This window comes from Nocardia sp. NRRL S-836, from assembly GCF_001279525.1.
Classification (GTDB): Bacteria; Actinomycetota; Actinomycetes; order Mycobacteriales; family Pseudonocardiaceae; genus Lentzea.
On record NZ_LGDY01000036.1, the window covers coordinates 19795 to 43304 of the forward strand.

A 23510-nucleotide genomic window follows, 5' to 3' on the forward strand; every position below is an offset into this window, starting at 1 on the left:
GGGGAACGTTAGGCGCACATTCGCCCTGATGGCTGTGACCGCGGCACCAAATGTCCGCCACGGATTTGGACCCTGGGCGCATCGGTCTGCGTCCGTCGTGTCTCCGCAGCTCAGCGGCATGACCGGCGCTACAAGGAAGGCTGTGCGGCTAACTCTCATCAACGCGCGGAACGCGTTATCCGTCGATTAGTGGCGTGTTATCCCGCCTGCGCAGAATGAGGATCGGACACGGCAGGGGGCCCGCCCGTCCGCACCCAGAACGGGGGACACATGAGCGCACCGATCACCCGGACCAACGCCATCGCGGTCGTCGGCGCGGCCTGTCGCCTGCCCGGCGCCGACGACCCCGCCGGCTTCTGGCGGTTGCTGGCGGAGGGCCGCAGCGCGGTGGTCGAGGTCGAACCCGGCCGCTGGGCGGGCGTGGTGCCCGGCACCGACCGGTTCGACGCGGAGTTCTTCGGCATCCCGGCCCGGGAGGCCGCCGCGCTGGACCCGCAGCAGCGGCTGGCGCTGGAACTGAGCTGGGAGGCCGTCGAACGGGCGGGCGTCGCGCCCACCGCGTTGCACGGCACGGCGACCGGCGTGTTCGTCGGCGCGATGGCCGACGACTACGCGGTGCTCACGGCGCGCGGCGGTACCGGCGCGATCACGCGGCACACGTTGACCGGCCTCAACCGGGGCATGCTCGCCAACCGCGTGTCCCACGCGCTCGGCCTGCACGGCCCCAGCCTGACCGTCGACTCGGGGCAGTCCTCGTCGCTGGTCGCCGTGCACCTGGCTTGCGAGAGCCTGCGCAGGGGCGAGTGCGAACTGGCACTGGTGACCGGCGTGAACCTCAACCTCGCACCGGACAGCACGATCCGCGTCGAACGGCTGGGCGCGCTGTCCCCGGACGGCCGCAGCTACACCTTCGACGCCCGCGCCAACGGCTACGTGCGCGGCGAAGGTGGCGTGGCCCTGTTGCTCAAGCCGCTCGCGGCGGCCGAGGCGGCCGGCGACCGGGTGCTGGGCGTGCTGCTGGGCAGTGCGGTGAACAGCGACGGCGCCACCCCGGGGCTCACCACCCCGGACGTGCGGGGACAGGCCGCCGTGATCACCGCCGCGCACCGCAGGGCGGGTGTGGACCCGGCCGACGTCGGCTACGTGGAGCTGCACGGCACCGGCACCAGGATCGGCGACCCGGTCGAGGCGGCGGCACTGGGCGCGGTGTTCGGGCGCGCCGCCTCCCAGCCGCTCGCCGTCGGATCGGTGAAGACCAACACCGGCCACCTGGAGGGCGCGGCAGGCATCACCGGCCTGCTCAAGGTGCTGCTGTCGCTGGCCAACGGCGGGCTGCCGCCGAGCCTGAACTTCGACCGGCCGAACCCGGACGTGCCGCTCGACGAGCTGGGACTGACCATCCAGCGCGAGTTCCGGGAGCTGCCCGGTCCCGCTGTCGCCGGCGTGTCCGCGTTCGGCATGGGCGGCACGAACTGCCACGTCGTGGTGGCGAGCCCGCCGCGCAGCCCGGCGCCGCAGCGCGTACACCGCCGCCCGACCGCGTCGGCCTGGCCGGTGTCGGCCGCCTCCGCCGCCGCACTGCGCGGCCAGGCCGCCCGGCTGCACGACCACGTCGCCGCGAACGAGCACCTGCCGCCGCACGACGTCGCCCTGTCGCTCGCGGTGGACCGCACGCACTTCGACCACCGTGCCGTCGTGGTCGGTGACGACCGGCAGGCGCTGCTGGACGGGCTCGCAGCCCTGCGCGACGGTGGGCAAGCGCCGGGACTGGTCCGCGGCAAGCGCCGGGACGTCACCGGCGGCACCGTGTTCGTCTTCCCGGGGCAGGGCACCCAGTGGCCGGCCATGGCCCGCACCCTGCTGAACGACGAACCGGTGTTCGCCGCCGCACTCGTCGGCTGCGCGGACGCGTTGGCCAGGCACGTCGACTGGTCGTTGTTCGACGTGCTGCGAGAACGGCCGGGCGCGCCGTCGCTCGACCGGGTGGACGTGGTCCAGCCGGTGCTGTTCGCGGTCATGGTGTCCCTGGCCGCGCTGTGGCGCTCGGCCGGCGTGCGGCTGGACGCGGTGATCGGCCACTCGCAGGGCGAGATCGCCGCCGCGCACGTCGCGGGCGCCCTGTCACTGGCCGACGCGGCGGCAGTGGTGGCGTTGCGCAGCAAAGCGCTCACCGGCATCACGCGTGCCGGTGGCATGGCGTCCGTGCCGCTGCCGGCGACCGTGGTGCTGGACCGGATCGCCGGTGAACCGCTGTCCGTGGCCGCGGTCAACGGTCCGTCGTCCACCGTGGTCTCCGGCGACCGCGAGGCGCTCGAGCGGGTGGTCGAGGCCTTGCGCGCGGAAGGCGTCAACGCCAGGACCGTGCCCGTGGACTACGCCTCGCACTGCGACCACGTCGAGGAGATCCGCGACGAGCTGCTGCGGGTGCTGTCCGGTGTCCGGCCACGCCCGAGCGAACTGCCGTTCTACTCGGCGGTGACCGCCGAACCGCTGGACACCACCGAACTGACCGCCGAGTACTGGTACCGCAACCTGCGCGGCACCGTCGACTTCCAAGGTGCGGTGAACCGGGCGGTCGACGCGGGACACCGCACGTTCGTCGAGATCAGCGCCCACCCCGTGGTGGGGGTGGGCATCGAGGCGCTGCTCGCGGAAAGGGGCGTGGACGGGTTCGTCACCGGCACGCTGCGCCGCGACCACGGCGGGCGGGCCGCGTTCCTGGCCTCGCTGGGCCGCGTGCACGCGAGCGGTGTCGAGGTGGACTGGCGCGCGACCGTGCCCGCCGACGCCCGCCGGGTCGAACTGCCGACCTACGCGTTCGACCGGCGGCGGTACTGGCTCGCCGATGGGGTCGATCCCGTGGCGCCCGGCGGCGAGCCCGCCGCGGTCGTGGAGCGGACCGGAGTGGTGGAGCAGGCGGGCGAGCCGGAGTCCGGCCGGATCGACCTCGAAGCGCTGGTGCGGCAGACGGCCGCCGTCGTGCTCGGCGGCACCGCGCCCGCCCGCATCGACCTCGGCCGGTCGTTCCACGACCTCGGGTTCGACTCGGCGGGCGTGGTCGAGTTCCGCGACCTGCTCGGTGAGGCCATCGGACGGCGGCTGCCCGCCACCCTGACGTACGAGTTCCCGACGCCCGGCGCCGTGCTCCGCCACCTCGCCGGCGACACCTCCGCACCCGAACCGGCGCCCGCCGCGCCGGTCGCTGAGGGCGAACCGATCGCGATCGTGGCCGTGAGCGGCCGGTGGCCAGGCGGCGCACGCACGCCCGGCGCGCTGTGGCGGCTCGCCCTCGACGGCATCGACGCGATCGGGCCGTTCCCGGACAACCGCGGCTGGGACCTGGACGCGCTGTACGACCCGGACGGCGCCCCCGGCACCACCTACACCCGGCAGGGCGGCTTCCTGTACGACGCCGACCTGTTCGACGGCGACTTCTTCGGCGTGCCACCGCGCGAGGCGGCCGTCATGGATCCCCAGCAGCGCCTGCTGCTGGAGTCGTCCTGGGAGCTCCTGGAGAACGCGGGCATCGAGCCGGGGTCGTTGCGCGGCAGCCGCACCGGGGTGTTCGTCGGCCTCACGCCCCAGGACTACGGACCGCCGCTGCACCGCACGCCGAGCGGTCACGAGGGGCACGCGCTCACCGGCGGCACCGCGAGCGTCGCCTCCGGCAGGCTGTCCTACGTCCTCGGCCTGGAAGGCCCCTCGCTCAGCATCGACACGGCGTGCTCGTCGTCGCTGGTCTCGCTGCACCTGGCGGTGCGGTCGCTGCGCGGCGGTGAATGCGACCTCGCGATGGCGGGCGGGGTGGCGGTGATGTCGTCGCCCGGCATGTTCACCGAGTTCAGCCGCCAGCGCGGACTCGCTGCGGACGGCCGGTGCAAGCCGTTCTCCGACCGGGCCGACGGCACGGCGTGGGCGGAGGGCGTCGGTCTCGTGCTGCTCGCCCGGCTGTCCGACGCACGGCGGCGCGGACTGCCCGTGCTGGCACTCGTGCGTGGTACCGCGATCAACTCCGACGGCGCGTCCAACGGGCTGACCGCGCCCAGCGGACCCGCGCAGGAGCGGGTGATCCGCGCCGCGCTGGCCGACGCGGGCCTGCGTCCGTCCGATGTGGACGCGGTGGAGGCGCACGGCACCGGCACCGCGCTCGGTGACCCGGTCGAGGCACGGGCACTGATCAAGGCCTATGGCGCCCGGCCGGCAGACCGGCCGTTGCTGCTGGGGTCGGTCAAGTCGAACATCGGCCACACCCAGGCCGCGGCCGGTGTGACCGGCGTGATCAAGATGGTGCGCGCCCTGAGCGAGGGCGTGCTGCCGGGAACCCTGCACCTGGACACGCCGTCCCGGCACGTGGACTGGTCCTCGGGCCCGGTCGAGCTCCTGACCGCCACCAGGACGTGGCCGGAGGCGGACCGGCCGCGCCGGGTGGGTGTGTCGTCGTTCGGGATCAGCGGGACCAACGCGCACGTGGTGCTGGAACAGGCGCCGGACGCCCCGATCCTGGACGAGGTCACCGAGGTGGTGCCGCTGGTGCTGTCCGGCCGCACCGACGAGGCGGTGCGCGAGCTCGCCGCCGGCCTGGCGGACCACGTCGATGCGCATCGGCCGGCGGACGTGGGCTTGAGCCTGGCGTCGCGGGCGGTGTTCGACCGGCGCGCGGTGGTTGCCGGCCGGAGCACGGACGACCTGGTCGCGGGGCTGCGCGAGCTCGCGGCCGGCGGTCAGGTCGGCGCGGCGACCGCCGGAGGGCTCGCGTTCCTGTTCTCCGGTCAGGGCGGGCAGCGCGTCGGCATGGGCTCCGGGCTGGCCGCGGCGTTCCCGGTGTTCGCTGCGGAGTTCTCCCAGGCCGTCGACGCCGTCGACGCCGCGCTGGAGGGGCAGGTCGAACGTCCGCTGCGCGAGGTGGTCGCCGGTGACGCCCCGCGACTCGACCGCACGCTCTACGCCCAGGGCGCCCTGTTCGCGTTCCAGACCGCGCTGTTCCGGCTGTTCGGCTCGTGGGGCGTGGTCCCCGAGGTGATGGTCGGGCACTCGGTGGGCGAGATCGCCGCCGCGCACGTGGCCGGCGTGATGTCGCTGCAGGACGCGGGACGGCTGGTGGCTGCCCGCGGCCGGTTGATGGACGGGCTGCCCGAAGGCGGGGCCATGGTCGCCGTCGAAGCCACCGAGGAGGAGGTTCTGCCGCTGCTGGACGAGCTGCTGGCGGTGGCGGCCGTGAACGGGCCGTCGTCGGTGGTCGTCTCGGGGCAGGAGCGGCGGGTCCGCGAGCTCGCCGAGCACTTCACGGGCGCGGGCCGCCGGGTGAAGCGGCTGCGGGTGAGCCACGCGTTCCACTCGCCGCTGATGGACCCGGTGCTGGCGGAGTTCCACGAGGTCGTTTCCGCGATTCCCCATGCGGCACCGGCGATCCCGATCGTGTCCACCGTGACCGGTGAACCCGCGGCCTTCGACGCCGGCTACTGGGTGCGGCACGTGCGCGACACGGTCCGCTTCCACGCTGCTCTGTCCACTCTGGACTCCGGCCGGTTCCTGGAGATCGGGCCGGACGGTGCGCTGACCGCCCAGGTGCGGCGGTTCGCGCAGGACGCCGCGGTGGTGCCCGCCTCACGAGCCGGCCACGACGAGGCGGTGGCCGCGACCCGCGCGCTCGGTGAGCTGTGGGTGGCGGGTACCGGGTTCGACCCGGCGGCGGTGTTCGGCACCGGCGCGGCACACGTGGTGCTGCCGACCTATCCGTTCCAGCGCCGCCGGCACTGGCTGGACGCGGGCACGGCAGCGTCCGCCGACGCACACCCGTTGCTCGACGGGTCCGTCGAGCTGGCCGGCGGCGGTGCGGTGCTCACCGGACGGCTCTCCCTCGCCACGCACCCGTGGCTCGCCGACCACGCGGTCCTCGGCGGCCCGCTGCTGCCCGGCACCGCGTTCCTGGACCTCGCCCTGCGCGCCGCGGCCGACGCGGGATGCGCGGTGGTCGAGGAGCTGACCCTGCTGCGCCCGCTGGTGCTGCCCGAGGACGGGGAGGCGCGCATCCAGGTCGAGGTCGGCGATCCGGACGACGACGGCAGGCGGCCGCTGGCCGTGCACGCCCGCGCAGCGGACGGCGAATGGGTCCGGCACGCCGAGGGCCTGGTGACGCCGGATCCGCTGCCCGGATCGGCTGACGCCGGGGTGTCGGCGGAGGTGCCGCCCGGCGCCGAACGACTCGACGTGGACGCGCTGTACCGGGACCTGGCAGCGCGCGGCTACGACTACGGGCCCGCGTTCCGCGCGCTGCGCGCCGCCTGGCGGCACGGCGACGAACTGTTCGCCGAGGTGGCCCTGCCCGACGGCGTGCCGGACGGGTTCGTGCTGCACCCGGTGCTGCTCGACGCGGCCCTGCACCCCCTGGTGGGCGTCGGGGAGGGCGTGGCACTGCCGTTCTCCTGGTCGCAGGTCGCGGTGACGGGCCGGCCGGGCGCGGTGCTGCGCGCGAGGCTGACGCCGGCGGCGGACGGAGTGGCACTCGTCGTGGTGGACGACGGCGGCCGACCACTGGCCTCCGCGCGGTCGCTGCGCCTGGTACCGGTGACAGCCGACCAGGTCGCCGCGGACCGCGTCCGCCCGCACACCGTGATCTGGTCGCCGGTGCCCGCCGCGGGCGCCGTTCCGTTCGAGCTGGTCCGGCTGGGCGACCCGGTACCGCCGGGCCGTTCGGTGCTGGTGCTCGACACCCGCGGTGCACGGGCCTCGTCGGACGACGTGCCCGCCGAGGCGCGGGACGTGCCGGCTGCCGCGGGTGACGCCGTGTCCGGCGTGCCTGACGGTGTGCCGGCCGCGACGCGGCGTTTGCTCGCCGCGGTGGTCGGCGCGCTTCGGGCCGCGGCCGAACACGACCGGCCGGTCGCGGTGCTGACCGGTGGCGCGGTGGCGACCGCGCCGGGGGAGGACGTGAGCGACATGCCGGCGTCCGCGCTGTGGGGCCTGGTGCGCGCGGTGCAGGCCGAGGAACCCGGGAGGGTCGTGCTGGTGGACGTGGACGACCACGGCGACCGGCACGTGGCGGCCGCCCTCGCTTCCGGTGCGGCTCAGGTGGCTGTGCGGCGCGGCGCCGTGCTCCTGCCCCGCCTGGCCCGTGCGACCGCGACTGCCCAGGGGCGGCCGCTCGACCCGGACGGCACGGTGCTCGTCACCGGCGGCACCGGCACCCTCGGCGCGCTCACCGCCAGGCACCTGGTCAGCCGGCACGGCGTGCGTCACCTGCTGCTCACCAGCCGCCGTGGCCCGGACGCGCCGGGAGCGGCCGAGCTGGTCGCGGAGCTGGCGGAGCAGGGCGCCCTGGCACGGGTGGTCGCCTGCGACGTGGGCGACCCGGACGAGCTGGCCGCCCTGCTGGCCGGAGTTCCGGCCGCGCATCCGCTGACCGCCGTCGTGCACACCGCGGGTGTGCTGGCCGACGCCACGTTCGACCGCCTGACCGGGGCTGATGCGGACGCGGTGCTGCGCCCCAAGGCCGACGCCGCCTGGTACCTGCACCGGATGACCCGCGACACCGGCCTGGCGGCGTTCGTGCTGTTCTCGTCGGCCGTCGGTGTGCTCGGCAACCAGGGCCAGTCCGCGTACGCGGCGGCCAACTCGTTCCTCGACGCCCTGGCTCACCACCGGCTGGCACTCGGCTTGCCGGCCACCTCGCTGGCGTGGGGTCTGTGGAGCGAGGCGGGCGGAATGGCGGACGGGGTGTCGGCCGCCGACATCGCCCGGCTCGGCCGGCGGGGAGTCGCGGGCATGTCGACCGCCCAGGGCCTCGCGATGCTCGACTTCGCACTCGAAGCACCGGGACCGCTGCTCGTGACCGCCCGGCTGAACACCGCCGGGTGGACCGCCGAGACCGGCTCGCCGTTGCTGGGCGAACACGCGGGGCGCGCGTCGGGACCCGCGGCCCCCGCCGGGCGGGTGCTGGCCGACGAGCTGGCCGGGCGTTCCGCGCAGGAGCGGCAGGCGCTGTTGCTGGACCTGGTGTGCCGCACCGCGGCAAGCGTGCTCGGGCACGACGACCCCGGCGCCGTGCGCACGGACGTCGGTTTCCTCGACGACGGGTTCGACTCGCTGACCGCGCTGGAGTTGCGCACCCGGCTCGCCGCCGCCGCGGGCACCCGGCTGTCCACGACGCTCGTGTTCGACCACCCCACCCCGCGGGCGGTGGCCGCGCACCTGGACGAGCTGCTGGCGGGCGACCGGCAGGAGACCGGCGTGGACCGGATCGACGCCGCGGTCGACGCCGTGCTGGCCGATTCCGCCACCGACCCGGCGGAGGTCGTCGCCCGGCTGACCGGCCTCCTGCGCCGCCTCGACCCGGAGTCCACGGCCGTCGCCCACCTGGCAGAGGCCTCCGACGACGAGCTGTTCGCGTTGATCGACCAGGAACTGCGGGCGCCGTGACGGCACGCGCGACCACCGGCGGGCAGCGGCACGCTCCCCGCCGGTGGCCGCGCACCATGCGATCAGTGCGCGATGGCGATGGCCTGCGTCGCGGCCCGGAACCCCGACTCCAGCGCACCCTCCACGAAACCGGCCCAGCCGCTCGCGATGTCGCTGGTGGCGAACGCGAGGCGGCCGTGCGGCTGCTGGACCGAGTAGAGCTGTGCGGTCAGCTGGCCGGGGCGGCGCAGCGCCCAGCCACCGCGCGAGTACGCGTCGGCGCCCCAGTCCTGCGCCCGGTAGCCGACCAGAGTCGTCCCCGGCAGCACCTGCTGCACCGCGGCGTTCACGGCCGAGTAGCTGGTGACGTCGAGCGCGGGCAGGTTGTTGATGGCGAACATGAGCTGCCCGCCGTCGGCGGTCTGGCTGTTCGACACCACGGCCATGAAGGTGTCGCCCTCGGCACCGTTGGCGATCACGGGCTGGGACAGGCCCCGCACGTGCAGCCACAGCTTGCGGCAGTTGCGCACCCCCACGCCCTGTGCGGCGGCGGTCGCCTGCACGGCGGGCAGGCCGGGGGAGAACGAGATGGTGCTCCACAGGTTCACCGGCACCGCCACCACGACTGTCTTGGCGATGACGCGGGTGCCCGAGCGCGTGGTGACGGTGACCTGGCCGCTGCCCTCGCTGATCGCGGTGACCGGCGTGCCCAGCCGCACATCGGCGCCTGCCTCGGTGAGGATGGCCCTGACCAGGCTGGACATGCCGGTCGAGACCTGCTGGCTCTGCGCCTCGTACCAGGAGGACGCGTTGTACCCGGCCAAAGCCCACCACTGCATCAGCGAGGTCATCGCGCCGTAGGAGCTGGAACCACCCGACTGCCCGGCCGTCGTGCCGCTGAGCCAGCTGCGTTCCTCCGGGGTGAAGCCCAGCTGGTCGAGCCGGTCCTTGAGCGTGAACCCGTCGATCTGCTCCACCATGCTGCGGCGCAGCATGGGGTCGTGCGGCGCGGGGAAGTAGTCACGGGTACCCGCGAAGAACCGCTCCAGCAGCGCACCTTGCCGCGTGGCCATCTCCTCGATCGTGAACGTCGAGAAGCCGCCGGCCGCGGGCATGATCGCCTGCGTCGCCGCCATGCCGGTCGAGGTGGCGATGTTGTAGCGCTGCAGCTCCGCCATGACGAGTTGCTGCTGGGGGGAGACGTACTGCCCGCCCAGCTCGATCCGCTGGCCCGCGAACGTGTCGGACCACGTCCGGCCGCCGATGCGGTTGCGCGCCTCCAGCACCAGGGTGCTCAGACCCGCGGCACGCAGCTGCCGGGCCGCGATCGCGCCGGCGAACCCGGCACCCACCACGACGGCGTCGTACTGCGCCGGCTTGGAGGAGGGCTGCGCGGCGGCGGTACCGGCACCGGTGGCCGCGCCGGCGACGGCGAGACCACCCGCCTTCAGCAACCACCTCCTGGACAATGCGCGGTCGGCGTGCCCAGCCCCCGTGTTTTCTCTCACTGCTCGTTCCTCATCTCGACGACGCTTCACTGGAATAGGGGAAATGCACTGGTCGTCCCTGGACGTGCCGCCGGTGGTATGCCATAGTGATTACTGCGTAGCCGGACGGACACGGAGTGTGTGCAGCAGGTAGACCCGAGGCATCTCGTACTGCATGGATGTCTGGTTCCCGCGTTGCCGGACGGCCCTGTCCGGCAACGCACGAAACCGTGCACGTAGGCCGCTGAGCAGCGGAAACAGACGTCATCCCCTGTGTGTGGCATGGCGTTGGCGCTGTTTCGCGAACCTAGCGTAGAGCTGGTTTATGGTGACGCGACAACCGTCGGCAATGTCGCCGGTAATGCGACCGACAAAAGCTGCCGACGTGCGTCACGCGGATTGATCGCCGCGCTGTGGTGAGCCCCCTGGTGGTCGTTCGTCATGTTGATGCAAATGCGGTGGCTGCCCTACCGGTCAACCTCGCCGCGTCCCCCTGCGGCAACAACCTCGAATCGCGGCACTTCTCCCACGAACTGGGCTGCGACCGGGCCCCCGCACACGGCCGCGCCTGCAACTGGGATCAGGTGTCGAGGCATGTCCAAGTGAAGCCGCCTTCCGCGAGGTGGGCCATGTCTGAGGCGCGCTGATCGATGTTCGAGCGTCTGCGGCGGCCCCGGTCCGCTCCCGGCCGGCGGCACCCGACGACCCGCCGCAGGCCTCCGCGATGGCGTGGGTCTCCGTGCACCGCTGCTGAAGGTGAAGTCTCCACGTCACAGGGACGTGATGGGTCATGATCGACTCATGGCGACGGTGGCGAGTGATCTTCTGCTGCGACGGTTCCGGTGGGTCGGTGGTCATGCCGACATGTGGCCCGTGTTCCGTGACGCTGCCGTCTTCGCGGAGGTGGTCAAGGCGTTGGTGGAGCCGTTCCGGACGGAGGGAGTCACCGCTGTGTGCGGGGTCGAGTCCAGGGGGTTCCTGCTCGGCGGGGCGGCTGCGCTGGAACTGGGGGTCGGGTTCGTCGCGGTCCGGAAGGGATCCGGGATGTTTCCCGGCGAGAAGCTCGTCTGCGATACAGCGCCGGACTACCGAGGACTGCGCCACGTTCTGCGGATGCAGCGGTCATCGCTGGGGCGTGCCGATCGGGTGCTGCTGGTCGACGACTGGATCGAGACGGGCAGCCAGGCGTTGGCCGTGCGACAGCTGGTAGCGGAGGCGGGCGCGGAGTTGGTTGGTTGCGCTGTCGTCGTGGACCAGCTCCGGTCGGATGTGCGGCCCCTGGTCGGACGGGTTCACGCGCTGGTGGCCAAGGACGAGCTCCCTGACGAGTAACTGCGGAAATCCGGTCGGCTCAATGGGTACATCGGCCGACCTCGGCGGAACCTCGGACCTGCGGTCGAATCCGGCGTCGCCCGATCGACGGACAGGTGGGAGTGGTGAGCCCGGCGGCTGAGAGGGAGTGCCGATCCACGTGCTCACCCGCCACATCGGCCCGGCCGACAAGCCGCCGGGCAGCGCGAAGTTCTACACCGATGTCAACGCGTGTGCCGACGAAGCCCGAGAAGCAGCGGGAGATCGAGCCGTGCTGGTCCACGGCGCGAGTGCCGCGCAGGCGTTGCTGGCACGTCGTTCCTGTGCTGATGGGCGACGGACGGCGGCTGTTCGCGCCGACCGGGCACGACCACATCGAGCTGGAACTCGTGCGCCGACTCGAAGGCCGCGACGCCACACATCTGCGTTACCGCGTAGTCCATCGAGACGGTGAACAGCCGTGACCACCGCTCGCCGACCGCGGGGTGGCGGCCGGGGGACGGGCCTCTTCAGACCCGGCCCCTGGCCGCCAGCACAAAACCGATCAGTACCCCTGAACCCAGGGCGTGCAGGCGACGAACGCGTCGCCGAACTGGTTGTAGAACCACGAGCACCCGCGCCAGCGCAGCGGCGTGCCCGAGTAGCGGTACTCGGTGTATCCGCGGCCGGCGGCGAGGTGGTTGGTCCTGTCGCTGTCGATCCACACGTCGACGTTGCGGCTGTTGTTCAGGGCAGCCTTGATGATCCCTGGGTAAGCGGTGACGCTGACGAAGTCTCCGTTGTAATCGTAGCGGCAGTTGCGGTACCCGCTGCCCTGGCTGCAACCGGTGGCCGACGCGGCCGGTGCGGCGACAACGGCAGCCCCCAGCAACAATCCGGCCGCGGTCAGTGCAGTGGCAAGACGGTTGAACATGTTCATGCCGGAAACGCTATCCAGTCGACCTTGCAGCGATCTTGCACAGCAGGTCGTCGCCAACACGCTCCCTGACCGCGAGGGCGCCGCCGACGGTTGATTTCGTCGCCGATGTGCGTCCCAAAGCCATGAACGGGTAACGGGCCGATCTGAGTGGCCGATCCACAAAACGGGCGGCTTAATGTCGCCTTCGGATTCCCGCGCACCTCATCCTCGGAGCGACGAATGCGTGCACACAAGGTCCTGACCGGTCTCCTCGCCATTGCGGCCACCATCCTGGGCTTGGTGGCCCCCGCCACCCCGGCCACAGCGGGCGCGCTCGACGTGACCTGCCTGCCGACCAGCAGCCAGACCGCATCCTTCAGCCCGCCGCTGACACTCACGCCGGGGCCGACGACGGTGACCGCGTCCACCCAGTACGGACCGTGCACCTCCACCAGCGTGCCGAGACTGACCTCCGGCTCCCGCAGCGCCACCATCCCCTACCCGGCCCTGTCGTGCCTGGACCTGCTCACCTCGGCGCCGCTGACCTTCAGCATCACCTGGAACACCGGCCAGACCTCCACCATCTCCGGCAGCACCACCGTCACCACCGCCGGCGCCGCACTGGTCGTCACCATCACCGGCAACGTCACCGCCGGACTGTTCGCCGGCGGCTCGGTCGTCCAGACGATCACCGGACCGTCCACCGCCGTCACGCTGTGCACGCTGGGCCTGGGGACGGTGCCCAGCATCTACGCGGCCGTCACCCTCACCATCACCTCGGCGCCCTAACGCCGAGCCACCCACGGTCGGCGGTACACCGGTCGGAGACCCGATCACCGCACTGCCGTCGTGGGTGCCCGATGACGGCGCGAACGGGCAACAACGTTCGGCCGTGAGGATTGAGTGCGAACCAGCGCATGGCCGTTGGGTTGTTCCGATCCTGTGGCGCGCGTCGGCCTGCCGGAGCTGTTCAGGTGCGCAGCGAGTCGGGCTCGCGAGGGTGCCGCGCGGATCTTCTCGACGCGGACTCAGGACGTTCAGAAGCCGTCGGGATGGAGTGAGAGAGCCAGTCGGTGTGACGGTGTTTCATGGCGTCGCGGTCGACGGTGGAATCGGGCAGGCTGTGAAAGCGCACCCATCGATCGCGGTAGACATGCTTCAAGTTGCCGGCCAGCGGAGGACACGCGGGCCACTGTTGTTGCCACAGCACTGACAGGTCGTCACACACATGATTGTTTTCTCTGCTGCATGGTGGACCTGTCGGATTCAGTCGACGAGGTTTGCCGAGCCTACGCGCGGAGTTCTCTACGTGCAGTTCATTTCCAGTGCCGTCGGCGTCTGCTCATCAGCATGAGCGTGCTTGAGCGGCACGACCAGCGGCGTGAGCGAGCGGCAAGGCGTTCACGTCACAGCCCAGCGACCTTGACCAGATTGGCACGTTCGTAGTCGCGCAACTTGGTTCTCGCCAACAGGACGGGATCGGCCAGCAGCCGGCTCACCCAGTTCGCGTTGGCCGCGAACGCCAACCGGCACGAGGATCGTTCAGGGTGGTCTTCCTCGCGACCCCAGATTGCCAGCGCCGCTGCGTTGTCGGGATCAACGGGTTCGGACAGGGCCGCGGCCACCAGCAGCAGATCGAACAGTTCGCCACGACGGGGCACCAAGGGATCGGCTGCCAAGCGCAACAGGAACGGCACGACCACCGGCATCACGGGGCTCATGTGCACGGGAGCCGTGAACGGAATCCTGGCCGACGAGGCTCCGCGGTGAGTCCCAGACGGCAGACGGAGGTGCGCTCGCGCACCGATCCAGATCGCACGAGCAGGGCATGGCGAGCTGTCGACAACACTCAACTCCGCGGTCCTTCGAAGCGGTGGAGTTGGGGGTGTTTGGCCGTGCGCTGGTCCCCGGAGGACTGGCCGCGCAGACGCCTGCCGAGCCAAGGGCCGAGAAAGGTGGTTGCCCAACGCAGTTCAGCGGTGGCGCGCCATTGTGCTGACGGGGGGACGGGCAACGGTGGTGCGGGTTCGGTCCAGGAGTCGTTGCTGCCCGGCACCTGCAGGGCGTGCGCGACCGCGGCGGCGATCAGTTCATGCCCCAGGGGGCTGCAGTGCAACCGGTCCTCGCTCCAGAACCGGCGGTCGGCGACGGAAGGGTGCCGGGCGATCTCCGCGACGGCGACTCCGTGCCGGGCGGCCGCGGCCCGGATCCGGTCGTTGATGTCGAGGATGCGGGAGCGAACCGGGCGGGCGAGGGGGATGATCCTGGTGATGTCGGGAAAGGTCACGGTCGCCACGCGGGCTCCGGAGTCGGTGAGTGCGGCGAACATCGCTTCCAGGTGATCGGCCACCGTGGAGGTCTCGACTCGGAACCGGAGCAGGTCGTTGACTCCCGCGACAACGGTGGCCACGTCGGGACGCAGTGCGAGAGCCGGCCCCAGCTGCTCGGACCGGACTTCGCCAGCGCGGCGGCCACGGACGGCGAGGTTGGCGTACTGGAGATCGGGGTTGTCGATGGCGAGGTGTTCGGCGAGCCGGTCAGCCCATCCCCGAAGGCCCACGACGTCGTCACCGTCACCCACGCCTTCGGTCTGGCTGTCACCCAAGGCGACGTAGCGCAGGTACTTGCCGCTCCGAACGGGTTCCCGGGTGCCGCTCTCCTCGGACTGTTCAGTGACTGCCACGCCATCCTCCTAGTCAGAATGATGACTAATCATAGCCATGCCTATCATGGCGCTTGTCCCCATGCCGTCGATAACGAGGAGATGCGCCGGTGACCCTGCGGCATGCCGTGCTCGCGGCGTTGCTGTCCGGCGAGTACAGCGGCTACCAGTTGGCCAAGGCGTTCGACGTGGGCGTCGCCAACTTCTGGTACGCCCAGCCGCAACAGCTCTACCTGGAGCTGTCCAAGCTCGAGAACGACGGGTTGATCAGCGGCCGGGAGGTGGTCCAGCAAACCCGCCCCACCAAGCGGCTGTTCATGGTCACCGACGCCGGCCTCGCCGAACTGGCGCACTTCGCCGCCGCCGCGAGCAAGCCGTCGTTCATCCGCGACGACCTGCTGGTGAAGGTCCAAGCCGTCGACCACGTCGACGCGGCGCCGGTGATCGCGCAACTGGACCAACGAGCCGCGGCAGCCGCGGCCAAGGTGGAGATCCTCGACAAGATCCTGCGGCGTTACCGCGGGGATCTCGACGAGGAGACCTACCTGCGTCATGGATCTCCCATCGGGCCCTACCTGACGTGCTTGCGCGGTCGGCGGTTCGAGCAGGAGCACCACGACTGGTGTGTGCGGGCCGCCGCACTCCTGCGTGATAGGGCGACTCGGAACGGTCGTCCGGCGCCTGCCTCGGATTGATCCCGAGTGCGGAGACCGCGCACGCTTCGAGCTGGCGTGGATACCCGGAAACGAGCATTTGCTGACCGATGATGAGCCATTTGGCAGACTGGCCGAAATTGTTTGTGCCAATCAAGAATGTGAATGACGAGCGCGACTGATCGCTCGAGCCATGTGCACGGTGTCGTCGGGTTGTTAGCATCGATCAAGCCCCATACCGACTCTTCATGCGTGGAGTGTGCTATGGCGAAAACTCGCCCGGTGACAAACCTGTTGATTGCCGCCGCCGTTACGGGGACGGCGCTCCTCGGGTTCACACCCACGGCCGCCGCGGACAACCCGCTGTGCCCGGCGAACACGATCTGCGTTTACAAGCATGCCAACTACGCTGGAGGGCGATTCACCTACCCGGCTTACACGACCGGATACGACCGATTTGCACTTCGTTCTTACAACACCGGTGGCACAATCGACAACTCGATCAGTTCGGTGATCAACAACACGGACTACCGGATCGAGTTCCGAGAGAACTGGTACATCCCGTGCAACGGCGCCATGTTCACGGTATTTCCGCACACCGAGGTCAACGACCTGAGCCAACGCAGCACGTTCCCGCCCGAGCGGATCGTGAACGCGAACGACATCTTCAGCTGCGCATCGATCTACGTGTAGTGAGCCGTACCTGACCCAGGCGGTGCGGGGAGTCGGGCGGCGGGCTACGCGGCTGGTTCCGAGCGCCTGGCCGGTGCCGCGGGCGGTTCCTCCGCGGCGACCGGCGGCCGGTTCGCCTGGATCGGCGCCCAGAGCGGGTAGGCGATGCCCGTGAGCCGGTTGAACATTGCTCCGAACGCGGTGAGCACGAAGACTCCCACCAGGACGTCCAGGAGCTGCATGGGAGTGCGCAGGATGCCCAGCGCCACGATCAGCGTGGTGGCCCCGGCCGGTGGGTGGGCCCAGCCGGTCCACACCATGCCTCCGCACGTCAGCGTGAGCGCCAGGGTCGCGGCACCGGCCCTGGCCCACGTCATGTGCTCGATGTCGGCCGGCGTGTGCCAGAGCCCGAACGCGGCCAAGCCCGCCGCGCCGGACAACACGCCGACCAGGTGCCCGCTGAGCGTGTTCCGCGGACTGGCGGCCGGCTGGGTGGGGGTGGCGAACAGCAGGTAGGCCGTCGGACCGAGGGACGGGAAGACCAGCGGCTGGCCGGTGAGCACGGCGATCGCGGCCATGATCGGCGTGGTGATGGCCGCTCCGGCGGCGACGCGCAGAACAGCGCGCGGAACGGCGCGCGGAACAGCGGGCGGAACGGGCCGCCTCACGGCTCGTCCCAGCCGGGCCGAGGCGGTCGCGCGGCCAGCCGGTCGTCGCGCGTGCGGTACACGATGTACGGCCGCACCAGGTAGCCCAGCGGCGCGCTGAAGGCGTGCACCAGGCGGCTGAAGGGCCACAGCGCGAACAGCGCCATCGCCATGAGCGCGTGCAACCTGAACGGCAGCGGCACGTCGTGCATCAGCAACGGATCCGGTTGCAGCAGGAGGATTCCCCGCACCCACGGCGAGACGGTGGCCCGGTAGTCGTAGCCGCCTCCGACGCCGTTGGCGAGCACGGTGGCGGTCATGCCGAGCAGCAGCGTCGCCGCGAGCAGCGGGTAGGTCAGGCGGTCGTCGCGCGTGGTCGCCGCGCGGACCGCCGGGGTGCGCAGCCGCCGGTACAGCAGCACGGCCAGGCCCACCAGCGCGGCGGTGCCCGCGAGGCCGCCCGCGATCAGCGCCGAGAGGTGGTAGACCTCGTCGTGCACGCCGAGCCACCGCGTCACCGACGCGGGCACGAGCAGTCCCGCCACGTGACCGCCCAGCACGAGGAACAGTCCGAAGTGGAACAACGGGTTGCCGAACCGCAGCAGGCGCGACTCGTGCAGCTGGGAGCTGCGGGTGGTCCAGCCGAACCGGTCGTGCCGGTAGCGCCACACCGTGCCGCCGACGAGCACGGCGAGCGTGACGTAGGGCAGCACCGCCCACAGCAACAGGTCCAGGGTCGTGGTCATCGTCGTCACTCCGGGAAGGGCCTGCGGGAGGGGTAGCCGAGCAGCACCGGTTCGAGGCCGACGCGCTCGACCGGCGCGTCCGCGGCGACGGGACGGGCCTGGTCGCTCACCGGCACACCGGCCAGCACCGCCGCGACCGCGGGCGCGTAGGGCGTGCCGAGCGGGATCAGGTTGCGGTGCAACAGCACCAGTGCCGGCCGGAAACGGGCGAGCAGCCGCCGCCCCGGCTCGCCGGTCAGTGCCGCGAACTCCAGCAGCACGGGCAGGTAGTCGGGCAGTTCACCATCGGTGAGCCGGAAACCGTGCCGCCGGTACTCCTCCTTCACCGCGGCCAGGGAGGCGCCGCGCCGACGGGTGTCGCCGTCGGTGTACCAGGTGAGGTGCAGGCAGCGGTCGGCCTTGGTGTCGAACACGTCGACGTAGTGGCGGGCGGCGTCAACGGGCGGGGTGCGTTCGAGGTGCTCCAGCAAACCGGCCAGCCCCTGGTCGGGAGCCTCGTCGAGGCACTGCCGCAGCAGGGGCAGCCGGTCGCGGACGTCGTCGGGGTAGTGCAGGCAGTGCGACGCGATCTGGTGCCGCAGCCTGGTGTCGCTGTCGCCCTTCACGACCGCTTCTCCCGCAGTGTGGGGAAGAGTCCGGCCGGGCGTTCCCCGTCGCGCCACACGAACAGGTCGGTCGTGCCCGGCCCGCCGTCCTCGTCGCCGCCGACGCTGCACGTGGTCGCGATGCCCTCCAGGTCGTGCGCCTGACCGGTGGCGGCGGTGGGGATGACGTACCGGTCGTCGTACTTGGCCAGCGCGAGCAGCCGGTACATCGCCTCCAGCGAGTCGGCGGTCATGCCGACGCGACGCGGCCCGGCCGGGTCCGGCGGTTCGCCGAGGTTGACCGATCGCAGGTGCGACCGCATGGCGGCGAGCCTCCGCAGGGCCAGCCGCACGGGTTCGGGATCGCCGGCGGTGAACAGCCCGGCCAGGTAGTCCAGCGGGATGCGCAGGGCGTCGATGGCGCCGAACAGGTTGTGGGTGTCCTCGCCGTCGAACCCGGTGCCGGCCAGCGCGTCCACGACCGGCGACAGCGGCGGCACGTACCAGACCATCGGCATGGTGCGGTACTCCGGGTGCAACGGCAGCGCGACGCGGTACTCCTTGATCAACGCGTGCACCGGCGACCGCTGGGCGGCGGTGATCCAGTCGTGCGGGATGCCGGCCCGCTCGGCGGCGCGCACGACGTCCGGGTCGCGGGGGTCGAGGAACACGTCGAGCTGTGCCTGGTAGAGCCGCTGCTCGTCGGGCGTGCTCGCGGCCGCCCCGACGCGGTCGGCGTCGTAGAGCAGGACGCCGATGTAGCGCAGCCGGCCGACGCACGTCTCGGCGCACACCGTGGGCAGGCCCACCTCCAGCCGCGGGTAGCAGAAGGTGCACTTCTCCGCCTTGCCCGTGCGGTGGTTGAAGTAGACCTTCTTGTACGGGCAACCGGACACGCACATCCGCCAGCCGCGGCAGCGGTCCTGGTCGACCAGCACGATGCCGTCCTCGGCGCGCTTGTACATCGCGCCGGACGGGCAGGAAGCGACGCACGACGGGTTGAGGCAGTGCTCGCAGATGCGGGGCAGGTAGAACATGAACGTCTGCTCGTACTCCAGTTTCATCTCCCGTCCGAGCTTCTCCGCGACGGGGTCGGCGAGCGCGTGCTCGGGAGCGCCGCCGAGGCTGTCCTCCCAGTTGGGGCCCCAGCGCACGTCGACCGGCGCACCGGTGAGCGCCGACACCGGCCGGGCCACCGGGGTGTCGTCACCGAGCGGAGCGTCGGTGAGCGTGCGGTAGTCGTACGTCCAGGGCTCGTAGTAGTCGTCCAGCGCGGGCAGGTCGGGGTTGGCGAACAACGACAGCAGCCGCCGCACCCGGCCGCCCGCGGCGGGCACGAGCCGGCCGCGTCGCAGGGTCCAGCCGCCGCGCCACCGCTCCTGGTCCTCGTACCGCTTGGGGTAGCCGATGCCGGGCTTGGTCTCGACGTTGTTGAACCAGGCGTACTCGACGCCACCGCGGTTGGTCCACGTCTGCTTGCACGTGACCGAGCAGGTGTGGCAGCCGATGCACTTGTCGAGGTTCATCACCATGGCCAGCTGTGCCATGACCCGCATCAGTACTCGACCTCCTGGCGGCGCCGGCGCAGCACGGTGACCTCGTCGCGCTGGTTGCCGGTGGGCCCGTAGTAGTTGAGGGCGAAGGAGAGCTGCCCGTACCCGCCGACCAGGTGGGTCGGCTTGATCTGCAGCCGGGTCAGGGAGTTGTGGATGCCGCCGCGCTTGCCGGTGGTCTCGCTGCGCGGCACGTTCACCGTGCGTTCCTGGGCGTGGTACAGGAAGACCGTGCCGGTGGGCATCCGGTGCGAGACGATGGCGCGGCCGACCACCACGCCGTTGCGGTTGACGGCCTCCACCCAGTCGTTGTCGCGCACGCCGATGGCGGCCGCGTCGGCGGGACTGACCCAGAACGACGGCCCGCCGCGCGACAGCGTCTGCATGATGGGGTTGTCCTGGTACTCGGAGTGGATGGACCACTTCGAGTGCGGGGTGAGGTACCGGACGGTCACCTCGGGACCGTTGGGGCCCAGGCGGGGTTCACCGAACAGCCGGTGCAGGTCCAGCGGCGGCCGGTACACCGGCAGCTGCTCGCCGATCTCCGCGACCCAGTCGTGGTCGAGGAAGAAGTGCTGGCGCCCGGTGAGGGTGTGCCACGGCTTGAGGCGCTCGACGTTGATGGTGAACGGCGCGTACCGCCGGCCGCCGGACTCGTCGCCGGACCACTCGGGGCTCGTCACCACCGGCGCCGGCCGGGAACGGGTGTCGGCGAACGTGACGCGGTGCGCGCGGTGGTGCTCGACCAACGGGCGCAGCGGCTTGCCGACGCGTTCCTCCAGCGCGCGGAACGCTTCGTCGGCGAGGCGGCCGTTGGTGGTGCCGGACAGCGCGAGGACGGCGTCGGCGGCCTTGCGGTCGGTGTCCAGCGCCGGTCGTCCCGCCGCCGGGCCGTCAGTGACGACGCCGTTGTGCTCGGCGAGCCAGGCGAGCTCGGGGGCGACCTCGGCGGTCCACCCCTTGGTGCTCACGCCGAGCTTGTCCACCAACGGTCCCAGCGCGGCGAGCTTCGCGGCGATCGCGGTGTAGTCGCGCTCGACGACGGTGAGCACGGGGAAGGTCCGGCCGGGTACCGGCTCGCCGTCGCCGTCGCGCCAGTCGCGCACCACGCCGCCGGGCTGAGCGGTCTCACCGGGTGTGTCGTGCTGCAACGCGGTGACGACGAGGTCCCGGCGGGTGCCGAGGTGCGTGGCGGCCAGTTCGCTCAGTTTCGCGGCGATGGCGTGGAAGGTGTCGAAGTCGGTGCGGGCCTGCCACGGCGGGTCGATGGCGGCGTTGAACGAGTGCACGAACGGGTGCATGTCCGTGCTGGACAGGTCGTGCTTCTCGTACCAGGTCGCCGCCGGCAGCGTCACGTCGGCGAACAGGGTCGTGCTGGTCATGCGGAAGTCCAGCGCCAGCAACAGGTCCAGCTTCCCCTCCGGCGCCTCGTCGCGCCAGCGCACCGAGCGCGGCCGTTCGCCGGGCGGAGTCTCGCTCGCACGCGGGTTGCCGTCGGCGCCGAGCAGGTGCCGCAGGAAGTACTCGTTGCCCTTGGCCGACGAGCCCAGCAGGTTGGCCCGCCACACGGTCAGCACCCGCGGCCAGTTCTCCGGTGCGTCCGGGTCCTCGCACGCGAAGCCGAGCGCGCCCGACCGCACCTGGTCGAGCACGTGTGCCACCGGGTCGCGGCCGGCCGCCGCCGCCTCGTCGGTGAGGTCGAGCGGGTTGCGGTCGAACGTGGGGTAGGACGGCATCCAGCCCAGCCGCGCCGACTGGGCCAGGCAGTCGGCGACGGTGCGGCCCGCCAGCGATCCGGCCGAGCCGGGCCAGGTCAGCGTGTCGGTGGTGAGCCGGTCGTAGCGCCACTGGCCGGTGTGCGTGTACCAGTAGGCGGTCCCGATCATCTGACGCGGCGGGCGGTGCCAGTCCAGCGCGCCGGCCAGCGTCGCCCAGCCGGTGAGCGGACGGACCTTCTCCTGACCGACGTAGTGCGCCCACCCGCCGCCGTTGCGGCCCTGGCACCCGGTGATCAGCAGCAGCGTGAGGAACGACCGGTACACGAGGTCGGAGTGGAACCAGTGGTTGGTGCCCGCGCCCATGACGATCATGCAGCGCCCGCTGGACCGCATGGCGGTGTCGGCGAACTCGCGGGCTATGCGCGTCGTCCGCGCCGCGTCCACCCCGGTCAGCCGCTCGGCCCAGGCAGGGGTGCCGGGCGAGTCGGCGTCGTCGTACCCGGCCGGCCACTGACCGGGCAGGCCGGGCCGCGCCACGCCGTACTGGGCCAGCAGGAGGTCGAACACCGTGGTGACGAGCCGGCCGCCCACCCGGCGCACGGGCACGCCGCGCACCACCGCGTCGGCCCGGCCGTCCGGCGCGTCGAACCGGGGCAGCAGCACCTCGGCCGTTCCCTGTCCGTCGTGGACGGTCAGCTCGGGGGTCACGGCACCGAGGTCGAGGTTCCAGCGGCCGGGCTCGTCGGCCCAGCGGAAGCCCAGGGAACCGTTGGGCACCACGGGTTCCCCGGTGACGCGGTCCAGCAGGACGGTCTTCCACTCCGCGCCCGGTCCGGTGGCGCCGAGGTCGGCGGCGGTGAGGAACTTGCCCGGCACCAGGCCGCCGGCCCGTTCGGTCAGCGTGACCAGGAAGGGCAGGTCGGTGAACCGTCGGGCGTAGTCGCTGAAGAACGGCACGTCCTGGTCCACGAAGAACTCCCGCAGCACCACGTGGCCCATCGCGATCGCCAGCGCCGCGTCGGTGCCGGGGTGCGGGGCGAGCCACTCGTCGGCGAACTTCGTCGCGTCGGAGTAGTCCGGCGAGCACACCACGACCTTCTGCCCCCGGTACCGCGCCTCGGTCATGAAGTGCGCGTCCGGCGTCCGGGTCACCGGGACGTTGGAGCCCCACAGCATCAAGTAGGCGGCGTCCCACCAGTCGGCCGACTCGGGCACGTCGGTCTGGTCGCCGAACACCTGCGGCGACGCGGGCGGCAGGTCGGCGTACCAGTCGTAGAAGGACAGCATCGGGGCGCCGATCAGCGCCATGAACCGCGAGCCCACCGCGTGCGAGACCATGGACATGGCCGGGATCGGCGAGAACCCGGCGATCCGGTCGGGGCCGTGGCGGGCGATGGTGTGCACGTGGGCCGCGGCGACCATCTCCACCGCCTCGTCCCAGGACACGCGGACGAGGCCGCCCTTGCCGCGGGCCCGCTGGTAGACGCGGCGTTTGAGCGGGTCGTCCACAATGGACGCCCACGCCGTGACGGGGTCCTCGTGGACGCGGCGCGCCTCGCGGTACATCTCCACCAGCACGCCACGGGCGTATGGGTAGCGCACGCGCAACGGCGAGTACGTGTACCAGGAGAACGAGGCGCCGCGCGGACAGCCGCGCGGCTCGTACTCGGGCCGGTCGGGACCGGTGGACGGGTAGTCGACGTCCTGGGTCTCCCAGGTGATGATGCCGTCCTTGACGTAGACGTTCCACCGGCAGGAGCCCGTGCAGTTGACGCCGTGCGTGGACGGGACGACCTTGTCGTGACTCCACCGGTCGCGGTAGAACGCGTCGCCCTCACGACCACCGCGGTGGAAGGCGGCGCGGCCGTCGGCGGACACCTCGCCCGCGCTGAGGAAGCGGCCGGCCGACAGCACGAGCTCGCGCGGAGACGCAGGGACGGTGCGGTGGAATGCCGCGCACATGGCTGCCGTCCTTTCTCAACGGTGCAGCTTCAATAGGCGGATAATTTGCATGTAACTCTTCCCAATGCATCTGCGAAAGTACGATGTGACGCAGATCACGCCACTTTGTTTCTGCTTTAGGTTATTTTTGCTATTCCATTTGAACTGTGCCGGAAGAACCGATTCACTCGAATTGGCGACGCGACAGGTGCAACCGAGCGGATTATGGTGGGGTTGGTGCAAA

The 23510-nt window shown here is 71.5% G+C and carries 14 protein-coding genes; 5 read left to right on the forward strand and 9 right to left on the reverse strand.

What is annotated here, in order from left to right:
- The first annotated feature begins 270 nt into the window (after positions 1-270).
- The gene (locus ADL03_RS05675; protein ID WP_053732305.1) at positions 271-8415 is read left to right on the forward strand and encodes a type I polyketide synthase; all 8145 of its coding nucleotides are present in this window, start codon (positions 271-273) and stop codon (positions 8413-8415) included.
- A gap of 62 nt (positions 8416-8477) precedes the next feature.
- On the opposite strand, the gene ADL03_RS05680 is transcribed toward ADL03_RS05675, so the two are convergent.
- Positions 8478-9902: an NAD(P)/FAD-dependent oxidoreductase gene (locus ADL03_RS05680; RefSeq protein WP_063798483.1), complete on the reverse strand. Its 1425-nt coding sequence runs from the start codon at positions 9900-9902 to the stop codon at positions 8478-8480.
- A 780-nt stretch (positions 9903-10682) separates the two neighbouring features.
- On the opposite strand from ADL03_RS05680, the gene ADL03_RS05685 reads away from it, so the two are divergent.
- Positions 10683-11213, forward strand: a complete 531-nt coding sequence (locus ADL03_RS05685; RefSeq protein ID WP_053732307.1) for a phosphoribosyltransferase family protein — start codon at positions 10683-10685, stop codon at positions 11211-11213.
- 523 nt (positions 11214-11736) lie between these two features.
- On the opposite strand, the gene ADL03_RS05695 is transcribed toward ADL03_RS05685, so the two are convergent.
- Positions 11737-12111 (reverse strand): hypothetical protein, encoded by a 375-nt coding sequence (locus ADL03_RS05695; protein WP_053732308.1) that lies wholly within the window; start codon positions 12109-12111, stop codon positions 11737-11739.
- A gap of 219 nt (positions 12112-12330) precedes the next feature.
- On the opposite strand from ADL03_RS05695, the gene ADL03_RS05700 reads away from it, so the two are divergent.
- Positions 12331-12879 (forward strand): hypothetical protein, encoded by a 549-nt coding sequence (locus ADL03_RS05700; RefSeq protein ID WP_053732309.1) that lies wholly within the window; start codon positions 12331-12333, stop codon positions 12877-12879.
- Positions 12880-13496: 617 nt separating this feature from the next.
- Here the strand turns inward: ADL03_RS05700 and ADL03_RS05705 are convergent.
- Both ADL03_RS05705 and ADL03_RS05710 read right to left on the reverse strand, forming a co-directional pair.
- The gene (locus ADL03_RS05705; RefSeq protein ID WP_053732310.1) at positions 13497-13799 is read right to left on the reverse strand and encodes a hypothetical protein; all 303 of its coding nucleotides are present in this window, start codon (positions 13797-13799) and stop codon (positions 13497-13499) included.
- 140 nt (positions 13800-13939) lie between these two features.
- Positions 13940-14773 (reverse strand): SGNH/GDSL hydrolase family protein, encoded by an 834-nt coding sequence (locus ADL03_RS05710; protein WP_053732311.1) that lies wholly within the window; start codon positions 14771-14773, stop codon positions 13940-13942.
- An 89-nt stretch (positions 14774-14862) separates the two neighbouring features.
- Between ADL03_RS05710 and ADL03_RS05715 the strand changes: the two genes are divergently transcribed.
- On the forward strand, positions 14863-15447 hold the full coding sequence (locus ADL03_RS05715; RefSeq protein WP_053732312.1) for a PadR family transcriptional regulator: 585 nt from the start codon (positions 14863-14865) through the stop codon (positions 15445-15447).
- Between the two features lie 240 nt (positions 15448-15687).
- The gene (locus ADL03_RS45075) at positions 15688-16098 is read left to right on the forward strand and encodes a peptidase inhibitor family I36 protein (RefSeq protein WP_197288118.1); all 411 of its coding nucleotides are present in this window, start codon (positions 15688-15690) and stop codon (positions 16096-16098) included.
- Between the two features lie 44 nt (positions 16099-16142).
- Here the strand turns inward: ADL03_RS45075 and ADL03_RS05725 are convergent, their stop codons facing one another.
- Genes ADL03_RS05725 through ADL03_RS05745 form a run of 5 tightly spaced genes read right to left on the reverse strand, consistent with a single transcriptional unit; the run spans position 16143 to position 23287 of the window.
- The gene (locus tag ADL03_RS05725) at positions 16143-16745 is read right to left on the reverse strand and encodes an HPP family protein (RefSeq protein ID WP_197288119.1); all 603 of its coding nucleotides are present in this window, start codon (positions 16743-16745) and stop codon (positions 16143-16145) included.
- Complete coding sequence (gene narI / locus ADL03_RS05730; protein WP_053732314.1) at positions 16742-17470, reverse strand: respiratory nitrate reductase subunit gamma; 729 nt, start codon at positions 17468-17470, stop codon at positions 16742-16744. The genes ADL03_RS05725 and narI overlap by 4 nt, the downstream gene beginning before the upstream one ends.
- Positions 17471-17475: 5 nt before the next feature.
- Positions 17476-18075 carry a nitrate reductase molybdenum cofactor assembly chaperone gene (narJ, locus tag ADL03_RS05735; RefSeq protein ID WP_053732315.1) on the reverse strand — a complete coding sequence of 200 codons (600 nt, stop codon included), beginning with the start codon at positions 18073-18075 and terminating at the stop codon, positions 17476-17478.
- Positions 18072-19610, reverse strand: coding sequence for a nitrate reductase subunit beta (gene narH, locus ADL03_RS05740; RefSeq protein WP_053732316.1), 1539 nt, complete (start codon positions 19608-19610; stop codon positions 18072-18074). Before narH ends, narJ begins: the two co-directional genes overlap by 4 nt.
- Positions 19610-23287: a nitrate reductase subunit alpha gene (locus tag ADL03_RS05745; protein ID WP_053732317.1), complete on the reverse strand. Its 3678-nt coding sequence runs from the start codon at positions 23285-23287 to the stop codon at positions 19610-19612. Before ADL03_RS05745 ends, narH begins: the two co-directional genes overlap by 1 nt.
- Between the last annotated feature and the right edge of the window lie 223 nt (positions 23288-23510).

Coding starts and splice junctions, on each gene's coding strand:
- ADL03_RS05675 (WP_053732305.1), top strand. CDS start 271: ATGAGCGCACCGATCACCCGGACCAACGCCATCGCGGTCGTCGGCGCG.
- ADL03_RS05685 (WP_053732307.1), top strand. CDS start 10,683: ATGGCGACGGTGGCGAGTGATCTTCTGCTGCGACGGTTCCGGTGGGTC.
- ADL03_RS05695 (WP_053732308.1), bottom strand. CDS start 12,111: ATGAACATGTTCAACCGTCTTGCCACTGCACTGACCGCGGCCGGATTG.
- ADL03_RS05700 (WP_053732309.1), top strand. CDS start 12,331: ATGCGTGCACACAAGGTCCTGACCGGTCTCCTCGCCATTGCGGCCACC.
- ADL03_RS05705 (WP_053732310.1), bottom strand. CDS start 13,799: ATGCCGGTGGTCGTGCCGTTCCTGTTGCGCTTGGCAGCCGATCCCTTG.
- narI (WP_053732314.1), bottom strand. CDS start 17,470: ATGACCACGACCCTGGACCTGTTGCTGTGGGCGGTGCTGCCCTACGTC.
- narH (WP_053732316.1), bottom strand. CDS start 19,610: ATGCGGGTCATGGCACAGCTGGCCATGGTGATGAACCTCGACAAGTGC.
- ADL03_RS05745 (WP_053732317.1), bottom strand. CDS start 23,287: ATGTGCGCGGCATTCCACCGCACCGTCCCTGCGTCTCCGCGCGAGCTC.